The sequence below is a fragment of the Alcaligenes sp. CHO6 genome (assembly GCF_037120595.1).
GTDB classification, from domain to species: domain Bacteria; phylum Pseudomonadota; class Gammaproteobacteria; order Burkholderiales; family Burkholderiaceae_B; genus Alcaligenes; species Alcaligenes ammonioxydans.
Genome location: NZ_JBANCI010000002.1, coordinates 478,864 through 496,994, shown reverse-complemented (window position 1 = coordinate 496,994; position 18,131 = coordinate 478,864). Strand labels below are relative to the sequence as shown.

At 57.3% G+C, this 18,131-nt stretch carries 14 protein-coding genes and 6 tRNA genes; 3 read left to right on the top strand and 17 right to left on the bottom strand.

The genetic code is table 11. From position 1 onward, the window contains the following. Nucleotides 1-35: 35 nt before the first annotated feature. The 7 genes from V6936_RS10235 to V6936_RS10205 all read right to left on the bottom strand — a co-directional run bounded on the left by V6936_RS10235 (nt 36) and on the right by V6936_RS10205 (nt 1,716). Nucleotides 36-647, bottom strand: coding sequence for a TetR/AcrR family transcriptional regulator (locus tag V6936_RS10235; RefSeq protein ID WP_059318664.1), 612 nt, complete (start codon nt 645-647; stop codon nt 36-38). Nucleotides 648-1,036: 389 nt separating this feature from the next. Further along, a tRNA-Asp gene (locus tag V6936_RS10230) sits at nt 1,037-1,113 on the bottom strand. Nucleotides 1,114-1,136: 23 nt separating this feature from the next. Then, nucleotides 1,137-1,212 (bottom strand) — tRNA-Glu (locus V6936_RS10225). A gap of 25 nt (nt 1,213-1,237) precedes the next feature. Then, nucleotides 1,238-1,313: transfer RNA gene (locus V6936_RS10220), tRNA-Ala, on the bottom strand. A gap of 125 nt (nt 1,314-1,438) precedes the next feature. Further along, nucleotides 1,439-1,515, bottom strand: a tRNA-Asp gene (locus V6936_RS10215). A 23-nt stretch (nt 1,516-1,538) separates the two neighbouring features. Continuing rightward, a tRNA-Glu gene (locus V6936_RS10210) sits at nt 1,539-1,614 on the bottom strand. Nucleotides 1,615-1,640: 26 nt separating this feature from the next. Further along, a tRNA-Ala gene (locus V6936_RS10205) sits at nt 1,641-1,716 on the bottom strand. A gap of 558 nt (nt 1,717-2,274) precedes the next feature. Between V6936_RS10205 and V6936_RS10200 the strand changes: the two genes are divergently transcribed. Further along, nucleotides 2,275-5,097 carry an EAL domain-containing protein gene (locus V6936_RS10200; RefSeq protein WP_336579819.1) on the top strand — a complete coding sequence of 941 codons (2,823 nt, stop codon included), beginning with the start codon at nt 2,275-2,277 and terminating at the stop codon, nt 5,095-5,097. A gap of 58 nt (nt 5,098-5,155) precedes the next feature. Here V6936_RS10200 and lnt read toward each other — a convergent pair whose 3' ends face one another. The 5 genes from lnt to miaB all read right to left on the bottom strand — a co-directional run bounded on the left by lnt (nt 5,156) and on the right by miaB (nt 10,659). Continuing rightward, the gene (gene lnt, locus V6936_RS10195; protein ID WP_336579941.1) at nt 5,156-6,724 is read right to left on the bottom strand and encodes an apolipoprotein N-acyltransferase; all 1,569 of its coding nucleotides are present in this window, start codon (nt 6,722-6,724) and stop codon (nt 5,156-5,158) included. Nucleotides 6,725-6,761: 37 nt separating this feature from the next. Continuing rightward, nucleotides 6,762-7,643 (bottom strand): HlyC/CorC family transporter, encoded by an 882-nt coding sequence (locus tag V6936_RS10190; protein ID WP_039943754.1) that lies wholly within the window; start codon nt 7,641-7,643, stop codon nt 6,762-6,764. A gap of 147 nt (nt 7,644-7,790) precedes the next feature. Then, nucleotides 7,791-8,267, bottom strand: coding sequence for an rRNA maturation RNase YbeY (gene ybeY, locus V6936_RS10185; protein ID WP_003803700.1), 477 nt, complete (start codon nt 8,265-8,267; stop codon nt 7,791-7,793). Continuing rightward, complete coding sequence (locus tag V6936_RS10180) at nt 8,260-9,255, bottom strand: PhoH family protein (RefSeq protein ID WP_003803699.1); 996 nt, start codon at nt 9,253-9,255, stop codon at nt 8,260-8,262. Before V6936_RS10180 ends, ybeY begins: the two co-directional genes overlap by 8 nt. A gap of 3 nt (nt 9,256-9,258) precedes the next feature. Then, a complete protein-coding gene (gene miaB / locus V6936_RS10175; RefSeq protein ID WP_336579816.1) occupies nt 9,259-10,659 on the bottom strand; it encodes a tRNA (N6-isopentenyl adenosine(37)-C2)-methylthiotransferase MiaB in 1,401 nt (466 codons plus the stop codon). Between the two features lie 260 nt (nt 10,660-10,919). Between miaB and V6936_RS10170 the strand changes: the two genes are divergently transcribed. Further along, nucleotides 10,920-11,141 (top strand): ParD-like family protein, encoded by a 222-nt coding sequence (locus V6936_RS10170; protein WP_003803695.1) that lies wholly within the window; start codon nt 10,920-10,922, stop codon nt 11,139-11,141. Next, a complete protein-coding gene (gene map, locus V6936_RS10165) occupies nt 11,138-11,905 on the top strand; it encodes a type I methionyl aminopeptidase (protein ID WP_003803693.1) in 768 nt (255 codons plus the stop codon). The genes V6936_RS10170 and map overlap by 4 nt, the downstream gene beginning before the upstream one ends. Before the next feature lie 602 nt (nt 11,906-12,507). On the opposite strand, the gene secF is transcribed toward map, so the two are convergent. The 5 genes from secF to queA form a co-directional block, all read right to left on the bottom strand. Then, entirely contained in the window at nt 12,508-13,446 is a 939-nt protein-coding gene (gene secF / locus V6936_RS10160) for a protein translocase subunit SecF (RefSeq protein ID WP_003803691.1), read from the bottom strand. A 52-nt stretch (nt 13,447-13,498) separates the two neighbouring features. Beyond that, nucleotides 13,499-15,370: a protein translocase subunit SecD gene (gene secD, locus V6936_RS10155; protein WP_003803690.1), complete on the bottom strand. Its 1,872-nt coding sequence runs from the start codon at nt 15,368-15,370 to the stop codon at nt 13,499-13,501. Between the two features lie 60 nt (nt 15,371-15,430). Next, the gene (gene yajC / locus V6936_RS10150; protein WP_003803689.1) at nt 15,431-15,775 is read right to left on the bottom strand and encodes a preprotein translocase subunit YajC; all 345 of its coding nucleotides are present in this window, start codon (nt 15,773-15,775) and stop codon (nt 15,431-15,433) included. A gap of 89 nt (nt 15,776-15,864) precedes the next feature. Then, nucleotides 15,865-17,001 (bottom strand): tRNA guanosine(34) transglycosylase Tgt, encoded by a 1,137-nt coding sequence (gene tgt, locus V6936_RS10145; RefSeq protein WP_003803688.1) that lies wholly within the window; start codon nt 16,999-17,001, stop codon nt 15,865-15,867. Then, complete coding sequence (gene queA / locus V6936_RS10140) at nt 16,998-18,062, bottom strand: tRNA preQ1(34) S-adenosylmethionine ribosyltransferase-isomerase QueA (protein WP_003803687.1); 1,065 nt, start codon at nt 18,060-18,062, stop codon at nt 16,998-17,000. Before queA ends, tgt begins: the two co-directional genes overlap by 4 nt. Between the last annotated feature and the right edge of the window lie 69 nt (nt 18,063-18,131).

The following is an 18,131-nucleotide window of genomic DNA, read 5'->3' as shown; positions in this document are numbered from 1 at the left end:
TAAATAGTTGGTTGAACTGTAACTCGGGAGGTAGGTCAGGGCATCAGGCTGCGCAAAATCAGGGGAGTTACCACCAGCAAACCCTGACGCGTTTTTTCGGCCGGATGTATCTCCAGCAGCACGGGATGCAGACAGGCTGTGAGCGCAAACAAAATGCCCTGAACCACTTCGTCCAGCGGGGTACGCCGCTCGAAGTCTCCGCTTTCCCGGCCTGCGCGTACCAGTGCCGTGATTTGTGCCAGCAGATCCTGCCTGTGCTGATCGACAGTGGGCCAGTTGTTTTGCAGGGCCTCGATCACGACTTCCTGCATGCGTCCTTCTTGCAGGAACAGCTCCAGGCTTAGCTGGCAGGCGGTTTCGATAAAGTGGCGCAGCCGCTCGATGGGAGGGAGGTCACTGTCGACAATCTGCTGCAGCTGCTGATGCATGCCATGCAGCACCGAGTGGCAAATGGCCTGGCCGATAGCCTGCTTGGAGTCGAAGAAGCGATACAGGTAAGCGCTGGAGACACCGATTGATTTGGCCAGACTCGCGACCGAGGTTTTGCGATAACCATAGAGCCGGAAATGCCTGTTGGCCTGCTCGATGATCTGTTCGCGGCGATGGTGTTCGGTCGGACCACGCTGGCCCAGGGTGCTGACAGGCATGACTCTTGAATATTGAAGTAACGATAATGCAATACATTAACTTCCCTGGAGAGCAGGAGCAAGGCAATTGCTGATTTGAATAGGGAGCAATGCAAGAGCACTAGCAAGCCACAGGCCTGCGCAGGCAGCTCGCTTGCAACTGGCGAGCCCTGGGCTACGCCTCATTTCCTGGAAAGGGGGCTGGGACTATCAGGGGGGGCATGGTACCGGTAGGAGAGCCCGATGGACGGGGTGGCCTTGGAGGAGCGGAGCGCGACCATGGTTTGACTCGGGGCGCTGGGTTGCGGCGTGCCTGGAAAGGCAGGCCTTTATAAAAGCCTGCCATGGGTTTTGCAGCAGTAATGAAAAAAGCCTGACAGATCGAAATCTATCAGGCTTTTTGGAATTTTTGGCGGAGCGGACGGGGCTCGAACCCGCGACCCCCGGCGTGACAGGCCGGTATTCTAACCAACTGAACTACCGCTCCGCAGCGGTGCCAAGCAAAAGCTTTGGCGTCCCCTAGGGGATTCGAACCCCTGTACCCACCGTGAAAGGGTGGTGTCCTAGGCCTCTAGACGAAGGGGACAGGACTTACAACTAAACCGTCGTTTTGGTGGAGGTAAGCGGGATCGAACCGCTGACCTCTTGCATGCCATGCAAGCGCTCTCCCAGCTGAGCTATACCCCCAATTTTTCTTTACTTCATTTTTTGACTGTGCCAAAAAACCAAAGTATCGAAATAAGTGTCAGGCTTGACGAGGCTTGCCACTTCAAACTGCTAGAACCAGTCCGGGACTGATTCATAAAATCTTTTGGCGGAGCGGACGGGGCTCGAACCCGCGACCCCCGGCGTGACAGGCCGGTATTCTAACCAACTGAACTACCGCTCCGCAGCGGTGCCAAGCAAAAGCTTTGGCGTCCCCTAGGGGATTCGAACCCCTGTACCCACCGTGAAAGGGTGGTGTCCTAGGCCTCTAGACGAAGGGGACAGGACTTACAGCTAATCTTCGTTTTTTGGTGGAGGTAAGCGGGATCGAACCGCTGACCTCTTGCATGCCATGCAAGCGCTCTCCCAGCTGAGCTATACCCCCATTTCGGTGTTCTTTTTTGTTGACCACCAACGAAGAATTGAGATTATGAAGATGTTTTTGTCTTTGTGCAAGTCTTTTGAGAGAAAAAAGAAAAATAAAGCAAAAAAACTTCAAGACAGGGGGCTGAGGCAAGACGAACGCGGGTAGGAAGGGGTGAGATGGACACAAGAGGCAGGCAGGGGAAACCGGGCCGAGTGCGACTTGCTCCCATCCGTATCTTTTTATTTCAAGCGGTGTTTTGTATCTTCTTTGTGTCATAACATTTCATATATGAGTCAATAGACGTAAATCGTTTCTCGACTTCACGTCGTTTTTTTGTCCCTTGCGCGGGGGGGGGGGAATCCCCTCTTAGGCGCATAAATGAAGGCTCTATAAGAAATTTGCGCTGCTCGGTAATCTAATGATGTTATGCTTCGATGAGTAACATTTCACCTGCAATCATTACGTTTTGTAGGCCGATCTCTGAGCCTGCATTTTCTATTTAATGGCGCTATGTCAGCAAAGCAGTGCATATCATCACCTCTGCCTGTTCCAGTGGATGCACAAAGACGAATCAGTTTGCGTGCTTTGCTGATTTGGGTGCTGCTGGTTTGGCTGTTATTGATTTCCGCGACGGTTACGGTCATTTACAAGCAGAATCAGGCAGATATCCGCTTGCAGGCCAGCAGTGGCCTTTTGCGACAACTGTCGGATATCAGTTATTCCGTGGCGCTGGCCGCGCCATCCAGCTCCACCCCGGCCCGTTTGCGTCAGCTCGACCAGCAGTTTCAGTCTGTCGTGCAGTTGCTTCGCGAGGGAGGCATGGTCGATGGTGTGGTTCTCGTGCCGCTGGACAAACCCTTGCTGGGACTGGTCTCGCAGTTGAGCAATGAGTGGCAGCGGCGGCTGATGCGCCTGGATTTTCCGGTCAGCTCGGAGCAGGTGCTTTTACCCGCTGCCAGTCTGAATGCCGAAGATTCCCTGTTCCGGCATAACACGCAGCAATTGCTGGACGCTTTTGACGTTCTGCGTGAACGTACTCGCTCCCAGCACCGCTGGACGGTGTTTTTCATGCTGGCGCTCGATGCGTTGGCGCTGTTTCTCTCTTACTTTATGTTGCGCGCCTGGGTGGCCACGCCCTTGAGGCAACTGCTCGCCCAGGGACAGGCCTTTACCCAGGGGCATTACCGCACAAAAAGCATCAGTTCCGGTACGGATGAAACGCGCTATTTGTCGCAGATTCTGAATGACTGCGGGTTGCAGATTCAACAGCGGGATGCCCAGCTCTCCATTCAGCAGCGCAATTTATCGCAGCTCAACGCCATATGCCGCAGCGTAAGTCACAACCCTTTATTGGGTATTTACGTGAGCCGCGACGGCCGCTTTGATTTTGTTAATAAAAAGTTGGCGGAAACATTGGGATATAGTCGCGCGCAATTGCGTCAGGAGTTCACGGTGGATCAGATTTTCCTGTCTCCACGATTTCCGTCCCTGACTCATACGGTGCCCGATTCGCGTTCAGGCGGCAGCAGTTTGCGTTATGAAACACGGGCATTGCGCCATGATGGCAAATCCATTGATGTAGAGATCTGTGCCATCCCCATTCGGCTGAATGGCCGTACGGCCATGGTGGCGGTGGTGCAGGACATCACCACGCGGGTGCGTAATGAGGTGACGGGCCGCTTGGCGGCGGTAGTCTATGAGAACACCTGCGAAGCCATTGTGGTTACCGACCGCTTTGGCCACGTGGTCGATGCCAATCCGGCCTTTAGCCGTATCACGGGCTATGAGCTCGATGAAGTTCGCGGACGCAGCTTGTCGCTCCTGAATTCCGGTCGTCAAGATCGCGAGTTCTATCGCAAGATGTGGCGCGAGATTTCAGAAACGGGGCGTTGGCAGGGGGACATCTGGAACCGTCGCAAGAACGGGGAGGATTTTGCCGAGCGCCTGACGATCAGTACTGCGTGGAACCCCGACGGCACGGTGTATCGTCACATCGGCCTGTTTACGGACATCACCAGCCATAAAAAGCGTGAGGCCCAGATGTGGCGGCAGGCGCATTACGATCATTTGACAGGCTTGCCCAACCGGCAGATGTTCCAGGATCGTTTGCAACAGGCTCGCGAGCAATCCCGCCGTACTGGTTTGCCCTTCGCCCTGATCTTTATGGACCTGGACTTCTTCAAGGATGTGAACGATTCCCTGGGGCATGAGAAAGGAGACGTGCTCTTGCAGGAAGTGGCCCAACGCCTGCAACGCTGTGTGCGGGTGACAGATACGGTAGCGCGAATTGGTGGCGACGAGTTCACTGTCATTTTGTCCGATATCAGTGATGCATCGATTGTGGAACGTACCTGTCGCTGTTTGCTGGACACGATTGAGGAGCCTTTCCAGCTGGGCAAGAACTCAGTGTCTGTCTCTGCCAGCGTGGGTATCACCTTGTTCCCCGAGGATGGGGACGATGCCGGTCAGCTTTTGAAAAATGCGGACATGGCCATGTATGCGGCCAAAGCGTGTGGTCGCAACCAATACTGCCGTTTTTTACCTGCCATGAGCGAAGCGGTGGAGGCTCGCCTTCGTTTCTCCCAGGATCTGCAAAAGGCCTTGAGCGAAAAGCAGTTTCAGCTCTATTACCAGCCTATTGTGGATATGCGTACGGGACAGGTCACCCGCGCTGAAGCCTTGATTCGTTGGGAGCATCCTCAGCTCGGTCTGGTGCCGCCTTCGGAGTTCATTCCTTTTTCCGAAGACTCCGGGCTGATTGTCTTGATCGGAGAATGGGTATTCGAGACGGCTGCCCAGGCGGCTGTCAGGCTGCGCCACGAGTTGGACCCCAGTTTCCGGGTCAGCCTGAACGTGTCACCCGCGCAGTTCAAGCTCAATGGTTCTTGTGCGCGGGAATGGGTGGAGTATCTGCAAACCCAGGGCATTCCGGGCGATGCGCTGGTGGTGGAAATTACGGAGCGTCTGTTGCTCGATGATCAGGGGCAGGCCTTGCAGCAGCTGCGCTCCTTGCGTGAATATGGCATGAGTGTGGCGCTGGATGATTTCGGCACAGGCTATTCCTCTCTGTCCCATTTGAAGCGCTTTTCCATCAATGTGCTCAAGATTGATCAGTGCTATATCCGTAATTTGGCGCTGAGCAGCGAGGATCTGGTCCTGACCCAGGCCATGATCGTCATGGCGCAAAAACTGGGTTTGCGCGTCGTGGCAGAAGGAGTGACCAGCCATGAGCAGCTGGACTTGCTCAACCATGCCGGCTGCGATTACATGCAGGGCTATTTGTGCTCGACGCCGATCCCGGCAGACGAGTTTGTGGATTGGTGCAAGACCTGGAATCGGGACCATGCAGGGGGATTTGCCGCGGGTCTGTATCCCGTGGGTCCCCAGGCGCTGCAGTAAGAAGGTCTGTTCAGGCGACGCGGTCGCTGGACATGTCGGCGTGCCGCACCCCCGGTGCTCAGGATGAGCGGCGAGCGCGCCAGGCAAACATAATCAGCAAGAGGCTGGCCCAGATCAGAAAGGGCAGGTTGCCGTATTTTACGTAGGGTGTCAGGCCAGTGGTGCCCTGTACTTCCACATCCAGTACGCCCGGTGTCAAGGGCGGCAGCACGGCGCGAATCCGTCCATACGGATCAATGGCAGCCGTCATGCCGGTGTTGGTCGCGCGCAGCATGGGACGTCCTGTTTCCAAGGCTCGCATGCGCGAGATCTGCAAATGCTGGCTCAAGGCCCAGGAGTTCCCGAACCAGCCCAGATTGCTGATATTTAGCAGCACGCTCGCCCCCTGCTGACCAGGGCGGCCCTGGACGGCCTGGATGATCTCTTCACCAAAAACGTCTTCATAGCAGATATTGGCCGCGACACGACCTTCTGGCAGCTGGAAAGGAGCTTGTGGCAGGGCGCCCCGGTGAAAGTCACCCAAGGGGATATTCATCATGTCCACGAACCACCGAAAGCCGGCGGGGATGAATTCGCCAAAGGGCACGAGATGGTGTTTGTCGTAGTAGGCAACAGTGCTGTTGATGATGTCCTGAGGCTGGGTTTGGGGGGTGATCAGCAAGGCACTGTTGGTATAGCTGAGTCTGCCATCGACCGTACCGCGATCCATGGGTACGCCCAGCACCAGATTGGCTTGATGACGTTGGGCCAGTTCTGTCCAGCGCAACCAGAAGCTGGTTTCCAGACGGTTCTGCAAAACCGGGATGACGGTCTCGGGCAGGACAATCAGACGCGGCGCGTCCTCGGGGGATTTGGCGTCCAGATTGGCCAAGTCGTAATAGCGTTCTATGCCCTCGCCCATCGCGGGGCCAAACTTGGCGCTCTGGTCGACATTGCCTTGCACCAGCCGGGCGATGAACGGATCACCCTGAGGTTTAACCCAGGCGATATGCGGCAAACTGATGCCGATCAGGCCGAAAACCATGGCGATGCCAATACCAATGGCACTAGAAGGGCTCTGGTTTTTGTCTTTGGAGGCGGCAAACTGGGCGATGACCGCGGCACTGAAGGCGGACAGCCAGGCCAGACCATAGACGCCGACAAGTGGAGCCCAGCCGGTAAACATGCCTTCCGCATGGGCGTAGCCGATGTTCAGCCAGGGGAAGCCGGTCAGTAGCGTGCCCCGCAGCCATTCGCTCAGCGCCCAGCAGCTTGCAAACCCCGCGGACAATAGCAGTCGTGGTAGCCAGGCATCACTATTGTGTTTGGGACGCAGCTTTTGCCACACGGCCGCAGCCAGGGCGGGGAAAAGGGCCAGTGCAGCTGCCAGCAGCAAGACCCCCAGGGCCGCCAGCCAGGATGGCATCCCGCCATACTGGTGCATGCTGATGTAGAGCCAATACACGCCGACGGCAAAGTTGCCCAGACCAAACCAATAGCTGCGTCCGAAAGCTTGTCGTAACGACTGCGCTGCCATGATCTGCGAACAGGCTATGGCTAGCAGGGTGATCTGATAAAACGGCAGAATCCAGGAGGGCAGCGGGCCTATCGAAAAGGACAGGGCATGCAAGCCCCCCAGAGCCAGCATTAACGCGACGCGCAGCGCCTGGGGGACAGGCTTGGAATCAGGATTGTTCAAGATGGGGCTCGGCGGGTGTGGCTCGCTGAACGTGCAGCCAAAGGGCTCGTTTGGCATCGGCACGCACGACGGTGATGCTGATGCCGTCAAGCTGGGCGACATCGCCCCGGCGAGGGATGTGCCCCAGTTCGGATGCCAGCCAGCCACCCACGGTATCAAAGTCGTCGTTGGGCAGATTGGTATGGAACGCTTCGTTGAAATCGGGGATTTCAGTCAGGGCCATGACCCGCCAACTGTCAGGGCCTGCCTGAAAAATGGTCTGTTCGGCGTCTTCATCGTATTCGTCCTCGATGTCGCCGACAATTTGTTCCAGCACGTCTTCCATCGTGACCAGCCCGGCGGTGCCGCCATGTTCGTCAATGACGACGGCCAGGTGATTGCGGCTGCCACGGAACTCATGCAGCAGCACATTCAGGCGTTTGGTTTCAGGAATGAACACGGCAGGGCGGATCAGCGGCCGCAGATCCAGTGTGGGGTTGGCAATGGACAGCAGCAAGTCTTTAGCCAGCAATATACCGATGATGTTGTCGCGTTCCGTCTCATAGATGGGGAAGCGGCTGTGGCCCGTTTCAATAATGATGGGCAGCATCTCGGTCAAGGGCTTGGCGATGTCCAGCATATCGATCTTGGAGCGCGGCACCATGATATCGGCCACCGTCTTGTTGGCCATATCCAGCGTTCCAGCGATCATGGAGAGCGATTCGTCGTCGATGACTTTGCGAGCGTGGGCCGCAACCAGGACAGACTTAAGGTCTTCTCGGTCTTCGGGCTCGTGACGCCGATTGAAAAAAGCACTTAAGCGAGAGATAGGATTGTTTGAGCTGGCCTTGGAAGGGCGGGGCTCAGGGTCGGTAGCAGAGTCTGACATTGTCCGAAGGACGAGTTAAGGAAAAATTAAGCATAACCGAAAAACGATGACAAGGTATGGACCTGTCATCATTCGCAAGGCGTGAAGCACGGCGCGTATTGATGCGGTTTTGTCATCGGCGGCCACACGAAGCCGGCACAGCGCGCGCTAGCGTTCCTGATAGGGATCAGGAATACGAAAGCTGGCCAGCACGGCTGTTTCCAGTGCTTCCATGTCCTGGGCCTCGTCTTCTTCGAGGTGGTCATAACCCAGCGAATGCAGGCAGCCGTGCACAACCAGATGAGCAGCATGATGCAAAAAGGGTTTGTCTTGTTCCTGGGCTTCACGTTCCAGAACGGGCAGACACAACACAATGTCGCCATGGACCACGCCGTCTTCGTCCTGACCATATTCAAAGGTCAGCACATTGGTCGCGTAGTCGCGATCTCGGTAGCTCAGGTTCAGGCTTTGGCCTTCCTGGGCTCCCACAATGCGCAAGGTGGCAGACAGACCCGTAAAGCGATCCTCGGGGTGGATGCGTTCGACCGCCATCTCAAGGGTGCGCTGCATCCAGCGGCGGATACGGGAGCGGCTCAGTTCGGGACATTCAACAGCGTACTGGACGCTCAAGGACAGATCAGGCATCACCGGCTCGTTCGTATGCGTCCACAATTCGCGCAACCAGGGGGTGGCGCACCACATCACGGCTGCTAAAGCGCGAACAGGAAATACCTTGCACGTTTTCCAGCACCGTGACGGCATGGGTCAAACCACTGCGCTGGCCTTTGGGCAAGTCCACCTGGGTGGGGTCACCAGTAATAACGGCCTTGCTGCCAAAACCGATACGGGTCAGGAACATTTTCATCTGTTCCGGCGTGGTGTTCTGGGCTTCGTCCAGAATCACAAAAGCATGGTTCAGCGTGCGGCCGCGCATGTAGGCCAGCGGTGCGATCTCGATGGTCTGCTTCTCAAACAGGCGCTGCACTTTTTCCACGCCCATCAAGTCGTACAGGGCGTCGTACAGGGGGCGCAGATACGGGTCCACCTTTTGGGCCAGATCGCCGGGCAAAAACCCCAGCCGCTCACCGGCTTCCACTGCCGGCCGGGTCAGAATCAGACGATGGACGGATTCGCGCTCCAGTGCATCAATGGCGCAGGCCACGGCCAGCCAGGTTTTGCCGGTACCGGCCGGGCCGATGCCAAAGTTGATGTCGTGGTTCAGAATGTTGCGCAGGTACTCGCGCTGACCAGGGGTACGTGGCCGCAGGTCGCGTTTGGCCGTGCGCAGGGAAATGTCGTCCTGACCCACAGGAGGCAGCTCGGGCAAAGCCTCTGGCGCAGGTTCCTTTTCGTGGCTGCGGCTGGCGCCCAGCTCGACCAGACCCAGTTGGATATCGTCGATATTGAGCGCCCGATGCACTGCGCGCGAATGAAACCAATCAATGGCCTTGGCGGCCTGTTCCGCACGCGCGCCTTCAATCGAAACATGGCTGCCACGCCGACGCAGCGTGACGTCGTAGGCAATGGCAATCTGCTTGATGTTCTCGTCCAAGGGGCCACACAGATTGGCCAGATGGGTGTTGTCCCCATCCAGACGCACAGCAGTGGGCAGGCGGCGGCGTTGACTAGTCATAGATCAGGCTCCTGCAACCCGGTCATGGGTCACGATTTCTCCGCGCAATGTGTTGGTCAGTACCTGGGTGACATGCACATCCACGATTTGTCCGATCAGGCGAGGATCACCCGGGAAGTTGATGATGCGGTTGTTTTCGGTACGGCCTTTCAGTTCCGAGTCGTCTTTGCGTGAGGTGCCTTCGACCAGAATGCGCTGCACGCTGCCGACCATGGCCTGGCTGATGGCCTGGGCCTGTTCGTTCACCAGTGCTTGCAGGCGGTGCAAACGGTCCAGTTTTACTTCTTTGCTGGTGTTGTCTTCCAGGTCGGCGGCAGGCGTGCCAGGGCGACGGGAGTAGACAAACGAGAAGGACTGGTCGAAATTCACATCGCGAATCAGTTTCAGGGTTTTCTGGAAATCCTCTTCTGTCTCGCCGGGAAAGCCGACGATGAAGTCCGAGGAAAGGACGATATCCGGCCGGGCTTCGCGCAGGCGGCGCACGATGGATTTGAACTCCAGCGCAGTGTAGCCGCGTTTCATGGCAGCCAGAATACGGTCGCTACCTGCTTGCACCGGCAGGTGCAGGAAGGGCACGAGCTTGGGCAGATTGCCATGGGCTGCGATCAGGCGCGAGGTCATTTCCTTGGGGTGCGAGGTGGTGTAGCGAATGCGCTCGATACCGGGAATCTCGTGTACGTATTCCAGCAGCATGGCGAAGTCGGCAATTTCGCCCGCCACGTCGGTAGGGCCACGGTAGGCGTTCACGTTCTGGCCCAGCAGCGTCACTTCACGCACACCCTGGTCGGCCAGGTCAGCCACTTCCATCAGCACGTCGTCAAAGGGACGGGAGACTTCGGGGCCGCGGGTGTAGGGCACCACACAGAAGCTGCAGTACTTGCTGCAGCCTTCCATGATGGACACAAAGGCCGAATAGCCTTCCACGCGTGCGGGGGGCAGGGCGTCGAATTTTTCGATTTCCGGAAAGCTGATGTCCACCTGCGAGCGGCCGCTGTTGCGCCGCTTGACGATCAGCTCGGGCAGGCGGTGGAGTGTCTGGGGGCCAAACACCACATCCACGTAAGGCGCGCGACGAATAATCGTGTCACCTTCCTGGCTGGCCACACAGCCACCCACGCCAATGACCAGATCGGGATTCAGCGCCTTCAAGTGCTGGACCCGGCCCAGGTCCGAGAACACCTTTTCCTGCGCCTTCTCGCGTACCGAACAGGTATTGAACAGGATGATGTCGGCTTCTTCGGGATTGGTGGTCAACTCAACGGGGCGATCCTGATTCAGGATATCAGCCATTTTTTCGGAGTCGTACTCGTTCATCTGGCAGCCAAAGGTGCGAATGAAGAGTTTGCGGGCAGGTTTGGCGGCAGCGTCCGCCGTGTCGGGGCTCGGGTGTGTGGTGTCAGTCATAAGAGAAGCCGTGACGGGTGTATATCCCGCGGGCCATTGAGAATGAAGAATCGAGCATTATAACGCCCCGTCTTACAGGGGGCACGAACAAGGGACTGTTCTTGTTCAACTTGTTGCGGGCAGGCCGCCCCTCAGAGGTGCGTTTATGGGAAGCCGCCACAGGGGTGAACTGGCCGTATCTGACGCGTTCAACTCGGCCCTCTTGCGAAGGGTTTTCTATGAATATATGATTCATATGTGTTTCATATAGAGGTTGAGTGATGGGTATTGTCAATATTGATGATGAGTTACACGATCAGTTGCGCAAGGCGAGCACCGTTTCGTGTCGCTCCATTAACGCGCAGGCTGCCTTCTGGATACGTATGGGTTTGCTGTGCGAATTGAATCCCACTTTGAGCTTTAACGACATCGTTGCCCGAGAGATGAGGGCGGTCGGTTTGGGTGAGCCTGCGGTGCCCCTGGAACAAACGGAGCCCGCATGATCAAGACGGCAGGCGAAATTGCCTTGATGGCCGAGTCGGGTCGTTTGCTGGCGCAAGTGTTCACGCGTCTGGATCAGTTGGATCTGATTGGCATGAACACCATGCAGGTCAATGATCTGGTCGAGAGCTACATCGTCCAGGACCTGCAAGCCCGGCCCGCCAGCAAAGGGCAGTACGGTTATGCCTATGTTCTGAACTCATCGCCCAATCAAGTCGTGTGTCACGGTATGCCGTCCACGGCGGATGTGTTGAAAGAGGGAGATATCGTGAACTTCGATATCACCCTGGAGAAGAATGGCTTTATCGCGGATTCCAGCAAAACCTACACGGTGGGGCAGGTTACGTCTGCTGCGCAAAAACTGGTCGATGCCTGCTATATGGCGATGTGGAAAGGCATACAAGCCGTGCGTCCGGGCGCGACTTTGGGTGATGTGGGATTTGCCATCTCGCAATACGCACGCACGAACGGCTACTCCGTTGTGCGCGATTACTGTGGGCACGGCATCGGGCGAGAAATGCATGAAGCCCCCGAGGTCCTGCACTGGGGTACGCCGCGCACAGGCTTGCGATTGAAGGAGGGCATGGTGTTCACCATTGAACCTATGCTCAATCAAGGCGGTCATGCGGTGCAAACCGGGAAAGATGGCTGGACCGTACGTACCTGTGATGGCTTGCTGTCGGCACAGTTTGAGCACACGGTGGCTGTGACAGAAAGTGGTGTGCGTGTATTGACGCTGCGGCCGGATGAAACCATCCCGCATTAATTAAGTAGACTGCGCTTATTTTGTTCCCTCGACTGTCGGCTTGTTGTTGTGTCTTATCCGGTCCTTGCAGCGTGTGGGCTGAGAGTGGCGGCGATAAGCTCTATCAGCCTTATGGAAATGAGATTCGCTCTAGACAGCGCTGGAGCCGCTACAGCAGTAAGGTTCTGCCATATTGCCATCGCAGTATTGCTCGCTGTATAGCTGTCGTGCCGAGGTCTCTCTTTAGATCAATATAGGGTGGCAGGCCTTTGTTTTCTTGGGGGACCCGAGCCGGTCAGCTTGGCGGGCCATTCGCCCGTGCGGTGCACGGGTCCCCTTGTCAGTGCTCTGCTGCGGGCGGGTCGTGAACTCGGAGCGCAGTTTGTCCGCCGGACAAACCGCAAACGTGCTCCTCAAACAGCACGACCCTTGCATCCCGCATCAGAGCACTGCCTGTGGCGAACGGCCTGACTCGCCCCGCCGACCGGCTCGGGTCCCCCAAGAAAACAAAAAGAGGCTTGTTGCTGCCACCCTATTGCTTGCAATCTAGCAGCCTTAGAAACAAAAAAGCCCGACATTGTTTTAATGTCGGGCTTTTCTTTAACAGCGACTAAAGAAGCAACTTAGCCTTCTACAACCTCGCCGCCTTCGTCTTTCTTGATCGGCTTGACCAGATCCTCACGTTTCACGCCCAGCCACATGGAAATAGCGGCAGCCACGAACACGGAGGAGTAGATACCAAACCAGATGCCGATGGTTAGCGCCAGCGAGAAGTTGTGCAGTGTGGGGCCACCGAAGAAGAAAATCGACAGCACCATCATCTGGGTAGAACCGTGGGTGATGATGGTACGCGAGATGTTCTGGGTAATGGACAGGTCGATAATCTCGGCTACCGACATCTTGCGCTGCTTGCGGAAGTTTTCACGGATACGGTCCATCACCACAACGGATTCGTTCACGGAGTAACCCAGCACCGCCAGCACACCGGCCAGTACCGACAGCGAGAATTCCCATTGAAAGAAAGCGAAAAAGCCGAGGATGATGACCACGTCGTGCAAGTTGGCAATGGCACATGCCAGTGCCAGCTTCCATTCAAAGCGGAAACCCAGATAGAGCAAAATACCGGCGACCACAAAGGCCAGTGCCATCAAGCCGTTATGCAGCAACTCCTGTCCCACCTGTGGCCCGACGAACTCCACACGACGCAGTTCTACGTCCGGGTGTTGCTGCTTCAGTGCCTGGATGACCTGTTCGCTTTGCTGGGTGGAATCCTGCCCATCCAGGATGGGCAGGCGGATCATGATGTCCTGGGAGGTGCCGAAGTTCTGTACCTGGAAATCGGTGTAGCCCAGAGACTGGACCGAGCGGCGCACATCTTCGACCTGTACGGTTTGTTGATAATGCACTTCCATGACTGTCCCACCGGTAAATTCGATGGACAGGTGAAAGCCGCGCACGATAATAAAAACAACCGCTGCGATAAACGTCAGAAAACTGATCAGGTTCAGCACCAGTGCATGGCGCATGAACGGGATAGTGCGGTGAATACGAAAAAATTCCATGATGCTTTATGCCTGTAGTTGGGCCTGGCCGGCTTGCGCCGGCCCTGGCGCTTTACTTCTTGTCCTGTGGCTTCCAGACCTGGCCGATCGAAATCCCTTGCAGGCGACGACGGTTGCCATACCAGAGATTGACCAGGGCACGAACCCCAACCACCGAAGAGAACATGGAGGTCAGAATACCGATCACGTGTACAACCGCAAAACCGCGGATGGGGCCGGAACCGAAGGCCAGCAAAGCGACACCCACAATCAGGCTGGTCAGGTTGGAGTCGAAGATCGTGGCCCAGGCACGATCAAAACCCAGGTGAATGGCCTGTTGCGGGGAAGCACCATTGCGCAGCTCTTCGCGGATACGCTCGTTGATCAGGACGTTGGCGTCAATGGCCATGCCCAGCGTCAAGGCAATGGCGGCAATACCCGGCAAGGTCAGGGTCGCCTGCAGCATGGACAGCACGGCCAGCAGCAAGAGCACGTTGAAGGTCAGGCCAATGGTCGAGAACAGGCCGATCAGGTGGTAATACAGCATGATGAAGATGGCAATCGCAATAAAGCCGTACAGCGTGGCGTTAAAGCCCTGGCGAATATTGTCGGCACCCAGGCTGGGGCCAATGGTGCGCTCTTCGATGATGCTCATGGGCGCGGCCAGTGAACCGGCACGCAGCAGCAGGGAAATGTCAGCGGCTTCCTGGGCATTCATGCTGCCGCTGATCTGAACCTGACCGTTGGGGATTTCGCTGCGGATAACCGGTGCAGTGACCACTTCACCCACGCCATTCTCAAACAGCACAATGGCCATGCGTTTGTTGATGTTGTTGCGGGTAATATCGCGAAAGATCCGTGAACCCTTGTTGTCCAGCGTCAGGTTGACAGTGGGCTGTTGGGTCTGCGAGTCGCGGCCGGGCTGGGCATCCTGCAGGTTTTCGCCTGTCAGGATTACCTGGCGACGCAGCAGCAAGGGGGCGCCACCGCGCTCGGTATAACGCTCCAGCCCAAAAGGCACGGTGCCCGAGTTCAAGGCAGCAACGGCAGCGGGGGAGTCTTCCACCATGCGCAATTCCAGCGTGGCAGTACGACCCAGGATTTCCTTGGCCTTGGCCACATCCTGCACGCCGGGCAACTGGACGACGATGCGGTCGGAACCTTGTTGCTGGATAACTGGTTCAGCCACGCCCAGCTCGTTGATCCGGTTGTGCAAGGTGGTGATGTTTTGTGTGAGCGCGTTTGTCTGGACTTGAATGGTGGCGGTCTCGGTCAGCCGCGCCGTCAGCCCGCTGTCGCCCGCAGGGGTAAAGGCCAGGTCGGGGATGGCACGACGAAGCTCAGACTGGGCGCGGTCGCGTTCGTCAGCCGAAGCAAAGCTCAGGCGCAGGGACTGGCCTTCACGCTCAATAGTGCCAACCGGTACCTTGGCTTCACGCAGCACACTGCGGGCGTCCGCGACCATGGAGTCGTAGCGGGCTGTCAGGGCGCCTTGCATATCGACCTGCAGCAGAAAGTGTACGCCGCCACGCAGGTCCAGCCCCAGATGCATGGGGTGCGCGCCCAGCGCGGTCAGCCAGGCGGGCGAGGCAGACACCAGGTTCAGGGCGACGGTGTAGTCGGGAGCAGACGCGGCAGAGTCCTTGTTCAGCTCGCGCTCGATCAGGTCCTTGGCCTTGAGCTGGACGTCAGTAGACGCAAAACGGAAACGCGCTGTGGCGCTGGGTCCGTTCTGTTCAAAATACGAGCCCGTCGTAGGGATATTGTTCTGCTTGAGCAGCGCTTCAACATGCGTGATCAGGCTGGTTTCAAGCCGGACCGTGGATTTGGCGCTGGAAACCTGCACAGCAGGAGACTCACCAAACAGATTGGGCAAGGTATAGATCAGGCCGATCGCCAGCGCGACCAATACGATGGCATATTTCCAGAGGGGATAACGATTCATGGGATATCTACGACGGGTGCAGAAATGGCAACCCCGGACCGAGGTCCGGGGTCGGAGGCATTACAGCGACTTGATGGTGCCTTTGGGCAGAACAGTCGTAACGGCCACGCGTTGGACCAGAACTTCGACGGGTTTGTCGGTCAGGTTGGCCACTTCAACGGTCAGGTAGTTGTCGTGAACTTTGCTGACTTTGCCCAGCAGACCGCCGGAGGTGATGACTTCGTCGCCTTTGGCCAGGTTGGACACCAGGTTGCGGTGCTCTTTCTGGCGTTTCATCTGAGGACGAATCATCAGGAAGTACAGCACAACAAACATCAAGATGATGGGCAGCATGCCCATCAGGGCGTTTTCGCCGCCGGCAGCTGCCTGGGCGGGGATGAGAGTCAGAATGTCAACAGCGGACATGTGGGGCTCCTGAGGATTTTTTTGTGTGGGTTGTCAAAAACTAACGGTGTATTGTAGCGGCACTTTATTGCCGGATCACAAACAGCCTGTTATTCGATGCCGCGTGCCCGGTCCTGGTGAAATTGCTCCCGCCAGGCTGCAAAACGCTTTTGCTCGATGGCATCGCGCATCTCTTGCATGATCTGCAAATAGAAATGCAGGTTGTGCAAGGTATTCAAGCGTGAGCCGGTAATCTCATTGGAACGCTGCAGGTGATGCAGGTAGCCACGCGAAAAATGCTGGCAGGTATGGCAGCTGCAACTGGGGTCCAGCGGGCGGGTATCGTCCCGATAGCGGGCGTTGCGGATCTTGATATCGCCGTAACGCGTGAACAGCCAGCCATTGCGCGCATTGCGGGTAGGCATCACGCAGTCGAACATGTCCACGCCCTGGCTGACGCCTTCGACCAGATCCTCAGGCGTGCCCACACCCATCAGATAGCGCGGGGCATGGGCGGGCAGTTTGGGGGTGGTGTGCGCCAGAATGCGCATCATGTCTTCTTTGGGTTCGCCGACCGACAGACCACCAATGGCGTAGCCCTCAAAGCCGATTTCCGTCAGGCCCGCCAGTGATTCGTCGCGCAGGTCTTCATACATGCCGCCCTGCACAATCCCAAATAAGGCATTGGGATTGCTCAGACGCTTGAATTCCTCGCGTGAGCGACGGGCCCAGCGCAGGGACATACGCATGGATTTGGCCGCCTCGGTGTGAGTGGCCGGGCGATCGTCAATCAGATAGGGCGTGCATTCGTCAAACACCATGGAAATGTCGGAGTTCAAGGAATACTGGATCTGCATGGACACTTCAGGCGTTAAAAAAAGGCGTTCGCCGGTGATGGGGGAGGCAAATTTCACCCCTTCCTCGGTAATTTTGCGCATGCCTTTCAGACTGAATACCTGAAAACCGCCCGAGTCGGTCAGGATGGGCTTGTCCCACTGCATGAAGTTATGCAGGCCCTTGTATTTGTCCATCACTTCCGTACCGGGACGCAACCACAAATGAAAGGTATTGCCCAAGATGATCTGGGAGCCGATGTCCTTTAATTCGTGCGGCATCATGGCCTTGACGCTGCCATAAGTGCCTACCGGCATGAAAATGGGGGTTTGCACCACACCGTGGTTCAGGGTGATCTGGCCACGGCGAGCGGCGCCGTCGGTGCTTAAAAGGTCAAACTTCAGTCCACTCATGGGGTAGGGGGCTCAATGAACATAGCATCGCCATAACTGAAAAAGCGATACCGGGATTGGACGGCGTGCTGGTAGGCACGTTGTATGGGTTCGATCCCCGCCAGGGCTGACACCAGCATCAGCAAGGTGGACTGGGGCAAATGAAAATTGGTGATCAGTGCATCAACCCATTGATATTGGAAGCCGGGAGTGATGAACAGGCGTGTATCGCCTTCAATACTGCCATCGGCGCAGCGCTGGTTCATGCCGGGCTCTTTGCTGGCGGCCGATTCCAGTGAGCGCACGCTGGTGGTGCCCACGGCGATGATGCGGCCACCCGCAGCCCGGGTTGCCTCAATCTTGGCCAGGGTGGCGGCGGGTACGTGGTAGCGCTCGGCGTGCATGACGTGTTCGCTGATATTGTCGACACGCACCGGCTGGAAGGTGCCGGCCCCTACATGCAAGGTGACAAAGGCCTGGTCCACGCCTTGCGCACGCAAGGTGGCCAGCATGTCGTCGGTAAAGTGCAGGCCTGCCGTAGGAGCGGCCACGGCACCGGGGTGTCGGGCATAAACGGTCTGATAGCGTGATTCGTCCTGCTCATCGGCCGCATGGGTGATGTAGGGGGGCAGGGGCGTGGCCCCGTACTGCTCCAGCATGTCCAGCACGGGTTCATGAAAGCGCAGGGCAAACAGGGCATCCTCGCGGCCTGTGCAGTCGGCCAGCACCTTGCCATCGGCCAGTTCCAGCAAGGTGCCTGGCTTGGGCGACTTGCTGGCGCGGATATGCGCCAGGGCGGTGTCAGGGCCGGTCACGCGCTCGATCAGCACTTCGACTTTGCCGCCGCTGCTTTTCTGACCATGCAGGCGCGCCTTGATGACTCGCGTGTCATTAAAGACCAGCAGATCGCCTTTGCGCAGCAGGCCAGGCAGGTCGGTGAACTGGCGGTCATGCAATTGGCCGGCCCCGTCCAGATGCAGCAGACGGCTGCCTTGGCGCTGGGCCGGAGGGCTTTGAGCGATCAGCTCGGGGGGGAGCTCGTAGTCGAACTGGGCGATGGTTAAAGAGGGATCGATGCTCATGGTTTGTCGTAAAGGGCCACGGACTGCAAGGTCGGGCCTGATGGGGTAACCGACTATTTTAACGCTTTG

Bases quoted from the DNA above. Each gene is read 5' to 3' on its own strand.
- tgt (WP_003803688.1), bottom strand. From the start codon at position 17,001: ATGAGTGGACTGAAGTTTGACCTTTTAAGCACCGACGGCGCCGCTCGC.
- lnt (WP_336579941.1), bottom strand. From the start codon at position 6,724: ATGCTGGCTCTGGGGGGCTTGCATGCCCTGTCCTTTTCGATAGGCCCG.
- ybeY (WP_003803700.1), bottom strand. From the start codon at position 8,267: ATGCCTGATCTGTCCTTGAGCGTCCAGTACGCTGTTGAATGTCCCGAA.
- V6936_RS10235 (WP_059318664.1), bottom strand. From the start codon at position 647: ATGCCTGTCAGCACCCTGGGCCAGCGTGGTCCGACCGAACACCATCGC.
- V6936_RS10190 (WP_039943754.1), bottom strand. From the start codon at position 7,643: ATGTCAGACTCTGCTACCGACCCTGAGCCCCGCCCTTCCAAGGCCAGC.
- map (WP_003803693.1), top strand. From the start codon at position 11,138: ATGATCAAGACGGCAGGCGAAATTGCCTTGATGGCCGAGTCGGGTCGT.
- miaB (WP_336579816.1), bottom strand. From the start codon at position 10,659: ATGACTGACACCACACACCCGAGCCCCGACACGGCGGACGCTGCCGCC.
- queA (WP_003803687.1), bottom strand. From the start codon at position 18,062: ATGAGCATCGATCCCTCTTTAACCATCGCCCAGTTCGACTACGAGCTC.
- V6936_RS10170 (WP_003803695.1), top strand. From the start codon at position 10,920: ATGGGTATTGTCAATATTGATGATGAGTTACACGATCAGTTGCGCAAG.
- yajC (WP_003803689.1), bottom strand. From the start codon at position 15,775: ATGTCCGCTGTTGACATTCTGACTCTCATCCCCGCCCAGGCAGCTGCC.
- V6936_RS10180 (WP_003803699.1), bottom strand. From the start codon at position 9,255: ATGACTAGTCAACGCCGCCGCCTGCCCACTGCTGTGCGTCTGGATGGG.
- secF (WP_003803691.1), bottom strand. From the start codon at position 13,446: ATGGAATTTTTTCGTATTCACCGCACTATCCCGTTCATGCGCCATGCA.
- secD (WP_003803690.1), bottom strand. From the start codon at position 15,370: ATGAATCGTTATCCCCTCTGGAAATATGCCATCGTATTGGTCGCGCTG.